We start from the raw sequence: 15,113 nt of genomic DNA, 5'->3' as shown, positions 1-15,113 counted from the left end.
CTAGCGCAGTTGTTCGGCGAGGCCGATGATGATGCCCTCCGGGCCGCGGATGTAGCAGAGCAGGTAGATGTCCTCGAAGCGGGCGATCTCGCCGAGGAGTTCGGCGCCGTGCGGGCGCAGGCGGGCCAGGGTGTCCTCGAGGTCGTCGACGGCGAACATGACGCGGTGCGTGCCCAGGACGTTGTGGGGCTGGTTGCGGGGCTCGGGGCTCGTCGCCGCGGGGGTGCGGTACTTCGCCAGTTCGAGCCGGCTGTGACCGTCGGGGGTCCGGACCATCGCGATGTCGCAGTGGACCCCTTCGAGGCCGGTGCACCGGTCGGCCACGGGGCCCTCGACCTCCGCCCTGCCCTCCAGCTCCATACCGAGTTCCACGAAGAACGCGATGGCGGCGTCCATGTCCTCGACGACGACGCCCACGTTGTCCATCCGCTGAATCGCCATGCCGACTTCTCCTTCTTCCTGGTGCGGCCGGTGGTGGCCGCCGACGTCCCTGGGACGGAGCCGGTGGCGCGTTCTCGACATCATCGCGCCCGCGTCGCCCCTCGGGGGGTGTCGCCCGTCGGCGGGAATCCTGCGGGGGCGGGCGTAGCGTGAAGCCGGTGGACCGCCGACGACGTGCTGAGCATCCCCAGGGCCGTCCGTTCCCGCTCGAAGACTTCACCGAGGCCCTCGCGCTCGCCGAAGCACCCGCCCGTGACGCCAAGCCCGTCTTCGTCCTCGACGACGACGACGGCGGCCGTGCCGGGGGCGAGGGGTAGGGAGCGGCGCCGCCGGGCATCCGTGCGGTCAGTTCGGGGGTGGTGGCTGCGGATGCTTGAGGCCGGCTCGGGCGTCCACGCGGTCAGGGCCCGTCACTTCCGACCAGTAGCGGTGGGTGGTGATGAAGATCGCGAGTTCGCGTTCGCGGCGGCGGAGCTTCTCGACCTCGGCCTGCTCGTCGTCCGACCAGCCGGGGGAGGCCGGGCGTTCGATCTTGCGCCAGCCGCCGGCGTCGCTGAAGCCGTCCAGGGGCACGACCGACCAGGGGAGCCGCTTCAGCAGGGCCGACAGCTCGGCCCGGACCTGATGCAGCTCCTCCTGACCGGCGCGGAGGTCGCTGGGGAAGTCGTAGGTCGTCGCCACGGCCGCAATGGTACGCCTGTTCGATTTCGAGTGGCGAGCGCATTGGGGTGGTTCATGCGAACGGGTGTACGCGTGGGCTGTGCTGGGGCTCTGACCTGCCGGTTCGTGGTCAACGTGGGTCAGGGGCGGGGTGGGCGGTCGGGGCCGGTTCGCCCAGGACCCTCGCCGTGAACGCGGCGATCGCCGAGGGGGCGGAGGACCGCACCACGGGCACCGTCCTGCGGCTCACCGGCCGGCGCCGCGTGACTTCCGGGCCCATGTGGAGGGCCTGGGCCGCCGGTAGGCTCGGGGCCATGGTGCAGAGCAACGCCGCCGACGTCGACACGTATCTCGCCGAGTTCCCGCAGGAGCGCCGGGAGGCGCTGAGCCGGCTGCGGGAGCTGTGCCGGGCGGAGTTGACCGGGTTCCGTGAGGTGATGGCGTACGGGATGCCCGCCTACGAGCGGGACGGCGCGGCCGAGATCGCCTTCGCCGGTCAGAAGCAGTACATCTCCTTCTATCTGATGCGCGGCGACGTCCGTGAGGCCTTCGAGGATCGACTGGCCGGGCACGACATGGGCAAGGGGTGTCTGCGCTTCCGCAAGCCCGAGCTGATCGACTTCGACCTGGTGCGTGATCTGCTGAAGGCGACGGCCGCCGGGCCCGGGCAGGCCTGCTGAGCACTGCCGTGGGCGGGGCCCGGCGCGGGCGTCGGGGCGGGGTGGGGAACGGCGTCAGTGGCCGGCGTTCCGCAGGTCCGCCACCAGCTTCGCCGCCACCGGTGTCGCCACGTCGTGGCGCTCGGCCGCGCGCAGGAGCGCGGTGCCGATGGCGTCCAGTTCCAGGGGGCGGCCCGCCTCGGCGTCGCGTTGCATGGAGGATTTGGCGCCCGGCGGGAAGGCGTCGAAGCGGGCGAGCGCCTCGGCCGGGTCGGCGGGGCCGCCGCAGGCGCCGCTGACGGCGGACGTCTCGGCGACCAGGGCGGCGAGTTCGTCGCGGTGGTGGGTGCGGATGTCGCCGATAGGGACGGCGTAACGGGTGGTGAGCAGGGCGAAGGGGGCGAGGAAGGCCATCTTCGCCCAGAGCGCGGCCGCCTCGTCGTCCAGGACGCGGGTGGTGAGACCGGCGTCGTCGAAGGTGGCGGCCAGCGTGTCGAGGCGGTGCCGGGGGACGGGGTCGCCGGTGAGGTCGACCTCGGCGAAGGGGCTCGTGTGTTCGATCTCGCCGGGCGCGACGCGGGTGGACTCGACGCGGATGACGGCCGGGGCGACCTGCTCGGGGCGGTAGCGGGAGCGGAGGCGGGCCGGGTGTTCGACGCCGTTGAGGAACGGCACGAGCAGCGCGTCGCCGAGCGCGGCGGCGGGGACGCGGGGGAGTGCGGCGTCGAGCGCGGTCGCCTTGACGGTGATCAGGCAGGCGTCGACGGGTTCGCGCAGTTCCGTGTCGGCTTCCACGGGGGTGGTGAACTCGCCGTGGCGGGAGCTGCGGACGTGCAGGCCGGTGGTGCGCAGGGTGTCGACTGTGGTGTCGCCGGCCAGGCAGATCACGCGGTGCCCGGCGCGGGCGAGCAGCGCGGCGAGCAGGCCGCCGACGCCGCCGGGGCCCAGTACCGCGACGGTGAGCTTGTCGTGCGCCATGGAGTGGCTCCTCTCGTGGGTCGGCCCCGGGACCGGTGGCCGCCTCAGGGGCGATCATGACAGGTGGAGCGGTACGCCGGTAGCGGCGTCCGGGTGCCGGGCTCGGGGTGGGCGGAGCGCGAGACATACGGGTGCGGGCGGGGCGAGACTGGGTCCATGTGCCGCAGTATCAAAACGCTCCGTCCGCCCGTGCTGCCCGAGGAGGCGACGGAGGAGGACATCCGGGCCGCCGCGTTGCAGTACGTGCGCAAGGTGTCCGGCTTCCGGGCGCCCGCCGCCCACAACCGCGAGGTCTTCGACCGCGCCGTCGACGCGATCGCCGAGGCCACGGCCGAACTCCTCGCCGACCTGGAGGTCCGAGGCCACCCGACCCGCCAGGCGGGCTAGCACGTCCTGTCTGGGCCCGGAGGCGTCCGGTCGTCGCCGTCACGCCGTCGCGCCGCGCGGGGTGGTCGCCCGTGCTGTCCTCGGCAGGAGGGCCGTGCGCGGGGTGAGGGTGCCAGGGCGGTTCGTGGGACAGGCGGGGTGGCGGCCGGCCCGTGCTCGCTCGAGGGTGGCGTGTGCCGCGTGGGGCGGCGGCACACGGGTGGTTCGTGTGCCGCGCGGGGTGGTCGCCCGTGCTGCCCTCGGCCAGGAGGGTGCCAGGGCGGTTCGTGGGACGGGCGGGGTGCGGTCGGTGCCGCGTTCACCTGGCGGGCGGACCGTGCTGGCCCAGGGGCGTGCCGAGGGCCGGTTCGGCCAGGAGGAGTGCACGGTGGTGGTCGGCGGCGAGGTGCCCCGGGCGGGGCGGAGCGCCTCGGGGGTGAGGTCAGTAGCGTTGGGCCTTGGTGATTTCGGCTGTGAGTTGTTGGCCCGACGGGGTGCGGCTGATGGCGACGGTCTGTTGCCTGGCGCCGGGAGCGAGGTCCTCCGCGCCGACGTAGCGGGTCTCGACGACCTTGCCGTCGGAGTCACGGAACTCGACCTGCACCGCGTACGACGCGGCCGCGTCCGTCCTGTTGGTGATGTTCACGGTCACCGCGACGAGCTCTCCCGTGTCGGCCCGCGGCTTTCCGGTGAGGGACACGTCCGCCATGGCGTTGCCTTGGCCCTTGAGGTCCTTGAGCTCCCGCTGGGCCGCCGCGTTGGCGCGCTCGATCTCCGCCGACACCGACGCCTCGAACTCGGAGGCCCGCGCGGAGGCGGAGGAGGCGGCGGCCGAGGCCCGCGCCTGGGCGGAGCCCTTCAGCGAGGCCAGCGCGGACGCCGGGGTGCCGGAGAAGGACGCGACGTACGGACCCGTGGGCGTCGGCCGGAGCGAGGCGGTGCCGTCCCCGGCGTCGCCCCCGCCACCGCAGGAGACCAGGGTCACCGCGCCGCCGGCCGCGAGCAGCAGGCAGGCCAGCGCGTTCCGCGCGTGGGCCCGCTGCCGTGATGTGGTCGCCATGTGGTCCCTTCCACGCCGTGCACGACTGTACGTGTCCCATCGTGCACGTCACGTAGCGGCTCGGCATGCCGGGGCCCGGCAGGCGTGGGCCGACCGGGGGCCGCCGCGGCCGTGAACTCTCAGGCGCGCCGCACGAGATACGTCGCCGCGGCCCCCGCCGCGAACAGCGCGAGCAGGGACACCCCCGTGGCCAGCCAGGTCGCGCCCAGCCAGTGGCCGCCCAGGTAGCCCAGGGCGACGCTGTACATGGCCCAGGACAGGCCCGCGAGGGCCGACCAGGGGACGAACTCCCGGGGGCGGCGGCGCGCGGCGCCGGCGCCGAGGGAGACCACCGAACGGCCGGCGGGCGCGAAGCGGGCCAGCACGACCAGGGCCCCGCCGCCTCGGGCCAGTGCCGTGCCGAGACGTTCCTGCGCGGTGCTGAGGCGAGGGGAGCGGGCCAGCGCGCGGTCCAGGCGGGCGCCGCCGCGCCAGGCGAGGCGGTAAGCGACCAGGTCACCGAGCACGGACGCGGTGGTGGCGCAGAGGGTGAGGAGCAGGATGTCGGGGACGTCGGCCGGGACATGGCCGGTCGCCGCACCGGAGCCCGCGGCCGCGGCCGTCGCCGCCATGATGACCAGGACCCCGCTCGGCAGCACCGGGACGAACACGTCGAGCAGGACCGACGCCGCCACCATGGCGTAGATCCATGGACTGCCCGTCAGTGACCCCACACTCTCCAGCACCGCGACTCCCCGTCATCCCCCGTGAGCATCACAGAGTACGCCCGGGGTGTGACAAGAGGTTCACGGGGGGCTCGTGTGTTCGGTACCGGATGTTCACGTACAAACCGAAGAACGGCGCCCCGCCAGGTCGGCCGCGCTCACCCCGCTGCCCGGTTCCGCGCCCGCCGCCACGCCCGCCGTCGCCCCCGGCTCCGCCGCCACCCGCAGCACCGCCCGCGCCACCGCGTCCGTGTCCGACAGCGTCACCGAGTCCACGCCGGGCCGCGCGCCCGCCGCCGTCACCCAGTGCACGCCCTCCGTGGGCACCCCGATCGCGAACCGCCGCTCGTGGGGCACTCCTTGACGGTCCATCAGACGATACGGCCGCCGGGTCACGTCCAGCCCGCCCGTCTCGTACCCGTCGACCGTGTGCGGCCTGCACTGCCCGCTCGTCAGGAGCCGGGTCAGCAACTCGTCGGCGGTGCGGCGCAGGTCGGGTTCCGGGAGCCGCGCCTCCACGAGACTCGTCACACGCACCGCCGACCCCGGCACCTCGGGGGAGTGCGCCACCCAGGCCCCGTCCGCGCACCGCACCTCCAGCCGCGGCCCGAGCACCTCCACCACCCCGGCCGCCGTCAGCGCGGCCAGTTCCTCGATGCGGCGCCGGGGCGGGCCGATGGAGAGGAAGGCGTTGAGCGGGGTGTACCAGCGGTCGAGGTGGTCCCGGCGGGACGCGCCGCTCAGACCGCCGTGGTCGACGATCAGCCGTATCTCGTTGCGCAGGTCGCGCAGCACGTCGAGGGCGGCCTTGAGTGGACCGCGCACATTGCCCAGGGCCGCCTGCGCGGCGTCCTCGCGCAGATACGTCAGGAGCCAGTCCCGCCAGGCGCCGGGCCCGTCGAACGTCCGGTCCCCGTACGGCCGGGACATCCGTTCCCACGACCAGCGTTCGCCGGCCGGGATCCCGAACTCGTCCAGCAGCAGGGCCTCCTGGGGATCGCCGTGCGGAACGGCGAGATAGCGCTCGGTGAAGGTGCGCGAGCCGCCCAGCAGGGTGGCGTGGTGGACGGTCTCGACCTCCTTCGCCACCAGCGGCCAGACCTCCGTGAGGAAGTCCGGCGCGTCCCCCGAGTCGGCGCGCTTGCGGAACCCCGCGATCACCTCGGGCGTGAGCACGAGGGGCTCGTGGCGCCCGTAGGGGCCCTTGGCGTTGTCGCCGCGCGCCTGGTACGGGACGCCGCGCCGGGAACCGGCGTACAGGCGGGGTTCACGGCCGGAGGGCAGGTAGCGCAGTCCCTCCCCGGTGCGCTCGAAGCGGCCGCCGCGGCCGGTGGTCAGCAGGGCCATGTGGTCGAAGAAGTTCAGACCCAGGCCGCGCAGCAGCACGGGCTCGCCGGGGGAGAGCGGGGTCAGGTCGACGTCCGCCGGATTGGCGGGCGGGATGTAGCGCAGGCCGTTGCGGGCGGCGTACGACGTCTGCTGCCGCTGTTCCGTGTCCGGTGCCGTCGGCAGATGGCCCTGCGCGAGGACGACGGCCGCGAGCCCGTCCAGCAGCCCGCCGTCGTCCAGGGCGAGGACCTGGCTGCCGTCGGGACCGTCGTCGAGCCGGACCGCGCGGGCCGCGTGGATCCGGACGCGCACCCAGGGCGGCGCCTGACGCACCGTCCGGGCGAACACCCACTCCAGGTACCCGCCGTACTGGGCCCGGGTCGGGTAGTCGTCGGGGCCGAGGGCGCCGCCGGCCCACTCGTACAGGCTCGGGCCCGGACGGATCGGACCCGAGCAGTCGACGCTCTCGTCCGTGAACAGCGTCACCTGCGAGGCGACCGTGTTCATCAGCAGCTCGGCGGACTGGGCGGTGCGCCAGACGCGGCCGGGGCCGGGCGGCGCCGGGTCGACCACGTGCACCGTCAGCGGTGTGCCGGGCGGGAGGAGTTCGGCGGCCGAGGCGCACAGGCGCTCCAGCACGCTGGTGCCGCGGGGGCCGGCACCGACGAGGGCCACGGAGACCGGGGCGGGGGCCGGCCCGGTCGCGTAGGGCGGCTCTCCCGCGAGGCGGGTGCGGGGTGGTGACCCCTGGGGAGAAGTCCCGCGTGCAGCCCCCGATATGGAGGACTCCGACATGGATTGCTCGGTCGGTGCAGACAAAGCGGTGACTCCCGGCGTGTGGGGCGCGGTGGGGCGGACCGTCCGGGAAAGCGGACGGCCCGCCTCATCATGCCGTCGGGAACACCAGAAGCCAACGCGGGTCCCACAGGTCCCGGATGTACCTCATGGGGTGGTCAGAACCGACTCCTCCACGGTCGTCAGCCGCGCTCCGCCCTGTCCGTCCTGCTCGGTGTGCTCCAGCAGCAGTCGTGCCGAACGCCCGTTCATCGTCAGCGTCATGAGCTGGTTGCCGAACCAGGGCCCGCCCGTGCACCGCCAGTCGATCGGCGGCTGCGGCACCTTGCCGTGGCCCGCGATCCGGCGGCCCAGGAAGCGCGCGACGCCGCTCCAGCCGAAGCGGAATCCCATCCGTATCGGCAGCGGGATCCGGTTGTGCACCGGCGAACAGGTGAGCTGGAGCACGCGCGCGTCCGGCCCGCCGGAGGGCCAGGTCGGCTCGGCGACGTAGGCGTGATGCACATCTCCCGACAGCACGCACACGCTCGCCGGTGCCGTGTCCCCCGAGCCCACCTCGCCGATCAGCGCGGCCAGCGCGTCGAAGGACTCCGGGAAGGCCGACCAGTGCTCCAGGTCCGCCGCGCGCCGCATCTTCTCGCCCCAGCGCGCCCAGCGCTCGCCCTTCTCGCCCCGGCACAGCGCCGCGTTCCAGCCCTCGGCGTCGTGCACCAGGTGCGGCAGCAGCCAGGGCAGGGAGGTGCCGATCAGGAGGTGGTCGTACGACTCCCGGTCCGCCAGCGCCTCGGTGCGCAGCCACTCCTGCTCGCCGGCGTCGAGCATCGAGCGCTTGCCCTCGTCCAAAACGCGGGCCGCGCGGCTGTCCACCATCAGCAGCCGCACCCGCCCGAAGTCCCGCCGGTAGCTCCACCGCACGCTCGTCGGGTCGGCGTCGGCCTCGGCGGCGAAGGCGCGCAGCAGGTCGGTGGCGTCCGGGGTGTCGCGTACGGCGGCGTAGAGGGGGTCGGTGGCCAGCTCGGCCGGCGAGAGGTTGCCGAGGTGCTGGTGGACCCAGTACGACATCAGGCCGCTGACCACCCGCTCCTGCCACCAGTGGGTGGCGCGCATGTCGGCGAGCCAGGCGGCGGAGGTGTTCCAGTCGTCTATGACGTCGTGGTCGTCGAAGATCATGCAGCTGGGCACGGTGGACAGCAGCCAGCGCACCTCGGAGTCGAGCCAGGACTCGTAGTACAGCTGGGTGTACTCCTCGTAGTCCGCCACTCCCGTGCCCGGCGGCTCCTCCAGATCGCGGCGGGTGGCCAGCCGCTGCTGGGTGGCCCGCGAGGTCTCGTCGGCGTAGACCTGGTCGCCGAGCAGGAGCAGGACGTCCGGGCGCGCCTCCTCGGGGGCGCCCGCGATGCGGGCGGCCAGGGTGTCCAGGGCGTCGGGGCCGACCGGGTCCTTCCCGTCGCCCGGGGGCGCGGCCCAGCGGCAGGAGCCGAAGGCGACCCGGACGGTGTCCTCGACGAAGCCGGCGCGGATCACCGAGGGCGGGAACGGGGAGTCGGGCAGCGGCCACACGCGCGCGCCGTCGAGCAGCACCTCGTACGCCGTGGTCGTCCCGTCGGTCAGGCCGGTCACCGGCACGAGGGCGTAGTGATGGCCCGCGACCTGGAAGGTGCGGGCGGTGCCGTGTGCGCCGTCGGCGCAGCGCACCTCGGCCGTGCAGGGGCGGCTCGCCTCGACCCAGACGGTCGCCGTCGAGCCGTCGACGTATCTCAGCAGTGGTCCCAGGCGTAGTGCCGCCACGTGATGGTCCGCCTTCTCTCTGGTCACGCCCGCCTGAGGGGCGCTCTGTGCCCGCGCGGCCGGCCTCCTCCGTCGCCCCGTACGGTACGGAACGACGGAGGCCGGCGGGGAGGTTCCACGCGAGAAATGTCGCGCGGCGGATCAGCCGGGGCCGGGGTGGGTCAGCAGGAGGCCAGGTAGTTGGTGAGCGCGTTCTTCTCGGCGGAGTCGACCGAGAGGCCGTAGTAGTACTTCACCTGGACCCAGGCCCGCACGTAGGTGCAGCGGTAGGCGGTGCGGGACGGCATCCAGGTGGCCGGGTCCTGGTCGCCCTTGGCCTGGTTGACGTTGTCGGTGACCGCGATGAGCTGCGGACGGGTCAGGTCGTTGGCGAAGGACTGGCGGCGGGAGGTCGTCCAGCTGTCGGCGCCGGAGTCCCAGGCCTCGGCGAGCGGGACGAGGTGGTCGATGTCGACGTCGGCGGCGGCGGACCAGGTGGCGCCGTCGTAGGGGGAGTACCAACTGCCGCTGGTGGCGGCGCAGGAGGAGTCGGTGACGACGCCCGAGCCGTCGCGCTTGAGGACGGTCTCGCGGGTGTTGCAGGCGCCGGACTGGGTGATCCAGTGCGGGAAGAGGTCGCGGTTGTAGCCGGTGCGGTCCTCGGAGGTCACGGTGAGCTGGGCGAGGTAGGAACGCGCGGTGGCGCCGCTGACCGGGGTGGGCAGCGCGGCGGACGCGGTGGGGGCACTGAACAGGGCGACGGAGGCGGCGAAGGCGGTGATCGCCGCGACGGCGCCGAGCTGTCGACGCGCGTAGAACCTGGGCATGCGAACTCCCTTGGAGTGTGGGGGTATTGGCGTGCGAGCGAGGGAATGCTGTCGATGCCGTATTGCGAACGGGTGTGCGTTCGGTGAGAAGCTAGTGACACGTGCATGACACGACAAGATTCAAGACGGAACTTTTCCGCCCGAGGGGCCGGTGGGGCCGTCGCGTACCATGGGAGGCGCAGAAGGGGAGTAGCTCTTCGCCGGACCGTCGACATACTGCTCAGCCCGCGAGGGATCTGAGCCGGCGCCCGGAGGCGGGCCTCGGTGACGAGGCCGGCCAGCGAGACCTTCGGCAAGCAGTGCACGCCCGTGCCCCACGGCACGGGTGTCATGTGTGCTGCCGTGCCGAGGTCTGACGTTTCGCCGCGACTCTCGGCCGGTGGCCCCGACCGATTGAGGAACCTTGATCAGCCTGACCGTCACGGCGCTCGTCTTCGGCGTCGTCTTCCTCGCCGAGCTGCCCGACAAGACCGCGCTCGCCGGGCTCGTCCTCGGCACCCGCTACCGCGCCTCGTACGTCTTCGCCGGGGTGGCCGCGGCCTTCACGCTGCACGTCGTGCTCGCCGTCGCCGCGGGCAGCGTGCTGACGCTGCTGCCGCAGCAGCTGGTGCACGCGATCACCGGTGCGCTCTTCCTGGGGGGCGCGGCGGTGCTGCTGCTGCGCAAGGGCGACGACGAGGAGGAGATCCGCAAGCCGCGGGACCAGTCCTTCTGGAAGGTCTCCGGGGCCGGATTCATGCTCATCCTGGTCGCCGAGTTCGGTGACCTCACGCAGATCATGACCGCGAACCTCGCCGCCCGGTACGACGACCCGCTGTCCGTCGGCCTCGGTGCGGTGCTGGCGCTGTGGGCGGTGGCGGGACTGGGCATCGTCGGGGGCAAGGCGCTGATGCGGCGGGTGCCGCTGGGGCTGATCACGAAGATCGCTGCGCTGCTGATGCTGGGCCTCGGGGTGTGGAGCATCTTCGAGGCCGTCGCCGGGTGAGGCGGGCCGGGTTCAGCGGGTTTGCCGGGTGGGCGGGTTTGCCGGCTGGGCCGGGGACGGGCTTCGTCCTGCCGAGCTGAACGGCAGGTGAAGGCTTGGCTCGGCGCTGGCGGTGGGGCGACTTGTTTTGTACCGTGGAGAAACAAAGTGGCTCCCGCCCGTTTTCCCTGACCGGCGGGCGGGGCCGCCTTGTCCCCCTGGGCTCACGCCGCCCCTCTTCCGCGTACTGGAGCTGCCGATGACGGCCACGACCGTGCTCACCGCCCGCGCCCTCCTGCTCGACATGGACGGCACCCTCGTCAACTCCGATGCCGTCGTGGAGCGCATCTGGCGCCGGTGGGCCGAGCAGCACGGGCTGGACGGGGACGAGGTCATGAAGGTCGTCCACGGGCGGCAGGGGTACGCGTCGATGGCCGTGCTGCTGCCGGACCGGCCGATGGAGCGGAACCTGGCGGACAACGCGCGGATGCTCGCTGCGGAGACCGCCGACATGGACGGTGTCGTCGAGATCGCCGGCGCGAAGGACTTCCTGGCGTCCCTGCGAGGGCTGCCTCATGCCCTGGTGACCTCCGCGGACGTGGCGCTGTCCACGGCGCGGATGGCCGCGGCGGGGCTGGCCCTGCCGCGGGTGCGGGTGACCGCCGAGTCCGTGGGCGCGAGCAAGCCCGACCCCGAGGGGTTCCTGAAGGGGGCCGCCGAGCTCGGCGTGGCTCCGGAGGACTGCGTGGTCTTCGAGGACTCGGGTGCCGGGATCGCGGCGGGGCGTGCGGCGGGGATGCGGGTGATCGGGGTGGGGCCCCGGGCCGCGGTGCACCGGCCGGACGTACTGGTGCGGGACCTGACCGCGGTGCGGGTGGAGGCGGTCGAGGGCGGGAGCGGGGAGCTTCGGCTCAGCGTGGGGTGAGGGCGGCTCGGGGGCCGGCCGGGGGGCCGGGCCATGGTTTGCGGGGCCGGGGGCCGGAGATAGGCCCGGGGCAGGGCTCCGGTGGGGGGACCGGGGGTAGGCCCGGGGCTGGGCTCCGGTGGGGGGACCGGGGGTAGGCCCGGGGCTGGGTTCTGGTGGGGTCGGGGGCCGGGGGTAGGCCCGGGGCTGGGCTCCGGTGGGGTCGGGGGTGAGACCCGGGGTCGGGGGTTCGGCTTCGAGGAAGTGTTGGTGCGAGCGGTCCGGGGCGTCCGGTGGGTCGTTCCCTAGGGTTCCGACGTTTCCGATTCCAGTTTCTGGCGGGTCTCCTCGCCGTAGACGCCCGGTTCGTCATCGCGGATGCCGCGGGTCCACTGGTACATGCGTACGGCGTCCTCGACCTGTCGTGAGTAGTCGCCGTGCGGGTGCCCGTTGTACAGGTACAGCTGGTGCAGTCGGAGCTGGAGCTCCGTGACCTCGTCGCCGGAGTCGCCCCGGCGCAGCGTCGGCGGCGGCTCGTCGCGGTCCGCGGGGGTCGGCGTCGGCGTGCCGGGGGCAGTGGGGGTCGGGGACGAGCCGGTCGGCGTCGGTGACGGCGTCGGGGTCGCCGCCGACGTGCTCGGCGACGGTGACGCGGTCGGCGTCGGCGACGGTGACGCCGACGCCGTGCTGGGGGTCGCCGACGGGGCCGTGACCGAGGGCGACGGGGTCGGCGCGGACGTGCGGGCCTGCGGGACCGCCTCGCGTACCGACTCCGGGGCCGCGCCGTCCCGCGCAGGGGGGTCGTAGGAGAACAGGCCGCCGGCGAAGGCCGCCGTGGCGGCGACCCCGAGGATCGCGGTGGCCGCGAGCAGCGTCGTGCGGCGGCGGCCGCGCGGGCGGTCGGGGTGCGGGTCCTGGGCGGGCGGCTCGGAAGCGTGGAGGGCTTCGAGGGTTTCGGGGGCTGTGCGGGCTTCGGGGGCTACGAAGGCTTCGGGGAGTGTGCTTCCTTCGGGCAGACCGGCTCCGCCGGGCGGCTGGGTCAGCAGGGGGAGCGGCAGGGTCGCATCCGCCGCGGGGGCCTGGTCGGCCGGGGGCGCGGGGTCCAGCGCCACATAAGGGCGTATGCGCAGGGGGTCGAAGTCCTCCGCCGCCGCCTGTTCCGCCGTGCGCGCGTCGCGCAGCGCCTCGGCGGCGCGCTCGCCGCAGGCGCAGGACGGGGTGTTGTCCGCCCCCCTGGGCGTACCGCACTCCGGGCACTGGTGTTCGTTCTGCTTCGCCACGCTTCCGTCCCTCCCCTCGCGGATCCGTGGTCCCAGAGATTATGCAGATTGTGTGTACGTCCTGTCGGCGGCCCCCCGTAAACGTGCCCGCCCTTGCCGCTCCCGCTCGGACTCAACAGGCCATAACCGTGCACACCGCCCACGATGGATGAGGTACTGCAGGCCGGACGAGGCAGCCTCGGGAGGTGTGCATGGCCGGCGAATCGCATGGCGGCAGGGCCGCTCAGATACCGGGTGCCGTGGATCGCGAGCAGGTGTCCGGGAACGTACTCGTGTCGATCGGCGCGCTGCTGCTCGGCCTGCTGCTCGCCTCTCTCGACCAGACGATCGTGGCGACCGCGCTGCCGACGATCGTCAGCGAGCTCGGTGGCCTGTCGCACCTGTCCTGGGTGGTCACGGCGTATCTGCTGGCCTCGACCGCCGCGACCCCGCTGTGGGGCAAGCTCGGTGACCAGTACGGGCGTAAACGGCTCTACCAGGTCGCCATCCTGATCTTCCTCGTCGGCTCGGTGCTGTGCGGGGTCGCGCAGGACCTGACGCAACTCATCGCCTTCCGCGCCGTCCAGGGGCTCGGTGGCGGCGGGCTGATCGTGCTGTCGATGGCGATGGTCGGAGACCTGGTCCCACCGCGTGACCGGGGGCGCTACCAAGGGCTGTTCGGCGCGGTCTTCGGGGCGTCGAGCGTGCTCGGGCCGTTGCTGGGCGGGGTGTTCACCGAGCATCTGAGCTGGCGCTGGGTCTTCTACATCAACCTGCCGGTGGGGGCCGTCGCGCTCGTCGTGATCGCCTCGGCGGTGCGGCTGCCGCGCACCGGCACCCGGCATGTCATCGACTACCTCGGCACCTTCCTCATCGCGGCCGTCGCCACCTGCCTGGTCCTGGTCGCCTCCCTCGGCGGCACCACCTGGGGCTGGGGCTCGCCGCAGATCGTCGGGCTGCTCGTGCTCGCGGCCGTGCTCGCGGTGGCGTTCGTGAGGGTGGAGCGGCGGGCGGCCGAGCCGGTGCTGCCGCTGCGGCTGTTCCGGCTGCGCACCTTCACCCTCACCGCGGCGATCAGCCTGATCATCGGGTTCGCGATGTTCGGGGCCATGACGTATCTGCCGACGTTCCTCCAGGTCGTGCAGGGGATCTCGCCGACGCTTTCGGGTGTGCACATGCTGCCGATGGTGCTGGGGCTGCTGGTCGCCTCGACCGGCTCCGGACAGATCGTCAGCCGCACCGGGCGCTGGAAGGTCTTTCCCCTCGCGGGGACGTTCGTGACCACCGTCGGGCTGCTGCTGCTCCACAACCTCGACGTGAGCAGCTCCGACGTCGTGATCGGTGTGACCTTCTTCGTCTTCGGTTTCGGCCTCGGGCTGGTCATGCAGGTGCTGGTGCTCATCGTGCAGAACGCCGTGTCGTACGAGGATCTGGGCGTCGCCACGTCCGGTGCGACGTTCTTCCGGTCGATCGGGGCGGCGTTCGGGGTCGCCGTCTTCGGGTCGGTCTTCGCGGGGCGGCTCGGTGAGCAACTGGCCGACGCCTTCCGTGGGGTGCCGCTGCCGAGCGGCGTCTCCGTGGAGGGTCTGGGGTCGGATCTGCGGGGGATCGCCCTGCTGCCGCCGGAGTTGCGCGGGCTCGCGCGGGGCGCGTACGCGTCCGCGATCACGGATGTGTTCCTGTACGCCGCGCCTGTCGCGTTTCTCGCCTTCGTGCTGGCGTGGTTCCTGAAGGAGGACCGGCTGCGGGTGTCGGTCACGGCGCCCGACGTCTCGCAGACGCTGGCCAGCAATCCGGTGCAGCGGTCGTCGTACGACGAGGTGTGCCGGGCGCTCTCGGTGCTGGGGACGAGGGAGGGGCGGCAGGACGTGTACCGGAAGATCTCCGCTCGCGCGGGGTACGACCTGCTGCCGGCGGCCAGTTGGCTGGTGCTGCGGATCAAGCGGTACGGGAGGGTGGAGCCGGGGGTGCTGGCGGAGCGGAGCACGGTGCCGCTGGGGGTGATCCTCGACGGGGCCCGGCAGGTGGAGGAGCGGCGGCTGGCCGTGCGGGAGGGGCTCGATCTGGTGCTCACGGAGGAGGGGCGGGTGGTCGCGGAGCGGTTGGCCCGGGCTCGTGAGGAGTCGCTTGCGGAGTTGCTCGGTGACTGGTGGGGGCCGGAGCGGTCGACGGATCTGGTGCAGTTGGTGCGCGAGTTGAACGAGGAGTTGTGCGGGTCGGATCGTGAGGAGCCGCACGACGTGCGGCCGGTGGCTCGGTTCCGGTGACGGTTGGGTTGCTGTCGCGCGGGGGGTGGTCGTCTCGTCGGGGGCGGGGGGGGGGGGGGGGGGGGGGGGGGGGGGGGGGGGGCGGGGGGGGGCCGGGGGGGGGGGGGGGGCGGGCCCGGCACAGGCCCGCGGC

General features: G+C 73.3%; 15 protein-coding genes. 6 read left to right on the top strand and 9 right to left on the bottom strand.

Annotation, left to right across the window (positions count from 1 at the left end; all coding sequences use genetic code 11):
• Complete coding sequence (locus ACIP2X_RS25600; protein WP_401676725.1) at nt 1–441, bottom strand: VOC family protein; 441 nt, start codon at nt 439–441, stop codon at nt 1–3.
• Nucleotides 442–599: 158 nt separating this feature from the next.
• Here ACIP2X_RS25600 and ACIP2X_RS25595 point away from each other — a divergent pair, with 158 nt between their 5' ends.
• Nucleotides 600–758: a hypothetical protein gene (locus ACIP2X_RS25595; protein ID WP_401676723.1), complete on the top strand. Its 159-nt coding sequence runs from the start codon at nt 600–602 to the stop codon at nt 756–758.
• Nucleotides 759–786: 28 nt separating this feature from the next.
• Here the strand turns inward: ACIP2X_RS25595 and ACIP2X_RS25590 are convergent, their stop codons facing one another.
• On the bottom strand, nt 787–1,122 hold the full coding sequence (locus ACIP2X_RS25590; protein ID WP_401676721.1) for a hypothetical protein: 336 nt from the start codon (nt 1,120–1,122) through the stop codon (nt 787–789).
• 293 nt (nt 1,123–1,415) lie between these two features.
• Here ACIP2X_RS25590 and ACIP2X_RS25585 point away from each other — a divergent pair, with 293 nt between their 5' ends.
• On the top strand, nt 1,416–1,781 hold the full coding sequence (locus ACIP2X_RS25585; protein ID WP_401676719.1) for an iron chaperone: 366 nt from the start codon (nt 1,416–1,418) through the stop codon (nt 1,779–1,781).
• A 54-nt stretch (nt 1,782–1,835) separates the two neighbouring features.
• On the opposite strand, the gene ACIP2X_RS25580 is transcribed toward ACIP2X_RS25585, so the two are convergent.
• Nucleotides 1,836–2,738 (bottom strand): ketopantoate reductase family protein, encoded by a 903-nt coding sequence (locus tag ACIP2X_RS25580; protein ID WP_401676718.1) that lies wholly within the window; start codon nt 2,736–2,738, stop codon nt 1,836–1,838.
• A 156-nt stretch (nt 2,739–2,894) separates the two neighbouring features.
• On the opposite strand from ACIP2X_RS25580, the gene ACIP2X_RS25575 reads away from it, so the two are divergent.
• Nucleotides 2,895–3,125 carry a DUF2277 domain-containing protein gene (locus tag ACIP2X_RS25575; protein ID WP_401676716.1) on the top strand — a complete coding sequence of 77 codons (231 nt, stop codon included), beginning with the start codon at nt 2,895–2,897 and terminating at the stop codon, nt 3,123–3,125.
• Between the two features lie 421 nt (nt 3,126–3,546).
• Here ACIP2X_RS25575 and ACIP2X_RS25570 read toward each other — a convergent pair whose 3' ends face one another.
• From ACIP2X_RS25570 to ACIP2X_RS25550, 5 genes are all read right to left on the bottom strand, one after another.
• Complete coding sequence (locus ACIP2X_RS25570) at nt 3,547–4,164, bottom strand: FxLYD domain-containing protein (RefSeq protein WP_401676714.1); 618 nt, start codon at nt 4,162–4,164, stop codon at nt 3,547–3,549.
• Nucleotides 4,165–4,283: 119 nt separating this feature from the next.
• On the bottom strand, nt 4,284–4,889 hold the full coding sequence (locus tag ACIP2X_RS25565) for a DedA family protein (protein WP_401676712.1): 606 nt from the start codon (nt 4,887–4,889) through the stop codon (nt 4,284–4,286).
• A 93-nt stretch (nt 4,890–4,982) separates the two neighbouring features.
• Entirely contained in the window at nt 4,983–6,872 is a 1,890-nt protein-coding gene (locus ACIP2X_RS25560) for an FAD/NAD(P)-binding protein (RefSeq protein ID WP_401676710.1), read from the bottom strand.
• 267 nt (nt 6,873–7,139) lie between these two features.
• Nucleotides 7,140–8,780 (bottom strand): alkaline phosphatase D family protein, encoded by a 1,641-nt coding sequence (locus ACIP2X_RS25555; protein WP_401677238.1) that lies wholly within the window; start codon nt 8,778–8,780, stop codon nt 7,140–7,142.
• Between the two features lie 161 nt (nt 8,781–8,941).
• Entirely contained in the window at nt 8,942–9,586 is a 645-nt protein-coding gene (locus ACIP2X_RS25550; RefSeq protein WP_401676708.1) for an HNH endonuclease family protein, read from the bottom strand.
• A gap of 403 nt (nt 9,587–9,989) precedes the next feature.
• On the opposite strand from ACIP2X_RS25550, the gene ACIP2X_RS25545 reads away from it, so the two are divergent.
• Together ACIP2X_RS25545 and ACIP2X_RS25540 are read left to right on the top strand one after the other, a co-directional pair.
• Nucleotides 9,990–10,571, top strand: coding sequence for a TMEM165/GDT1 family protein (locus tag ACIP2X_RS25545; protein ID WP_401676706.1), 582 nt, complete (start codon nt 9,990–9,992; stop codon nt 10,569–10,571).
• Nucleotides 10,572–10,809: 238 nt separating this feature from the next.
• On the top strand, nt 10,810–11,475 hold the full coding sequence (locus ACIP2X_RS25540; RefSeq protein ID WP_401676705.1) for an HAD-IA family hydrolase: 666 nt from the start codon (nt 10,810–10,812) through the stop codon (nt 11,473–11,475).
• Between the two features lie 284 nt (nt 11,476–11,759).
• On the opposite strand, the gene ACIP2X_RS25535 is transcribed toward ACIP2X_RS25540, so the two are convergent.
• On the bottom strand, nt 11,760–12,734 hold the full coding sequence (locus ACIP2X_RS25535; RefSeq protein WP_401676703.1) for a peptidoglycan-binding protein: 975 nt from the start codon (nt 12,732–12,734) through the stop codon (nt 11,760–11,762).
• A 191-nt stretch (nt 12,735–12,925) separates the two neighbouring features.
• On the opposite strand from ACIP2X_RS25535, the gene ACIP2X_RS25530 reads away from it, so the two are divergent.
• A complete protein-coding gene (locus ACIP2X_RS25530; RefSeq protein WP_401676701.1) occupies nt 12,926–14,980 on the top strand; it encodes a DHA2 family efflux MFS transporter permease subunit in 2,055 nt (684 codons plus the stop codon).
• The last annotated feature ends 133 nt before the right edge of the window (nt 14,981–15,113 follow it).

Source organism: Streptomyces sp. NPDC089424, assembly GCF_044749345.1.
GTDB lineage: Bacteria > Actinomycetota > Actinomycetes > Streptomycetales > Streptomycetaceae > Streptomyces.
This window is presented reverse-complemented; position numbering and strand designations above follow the sequence as displayed.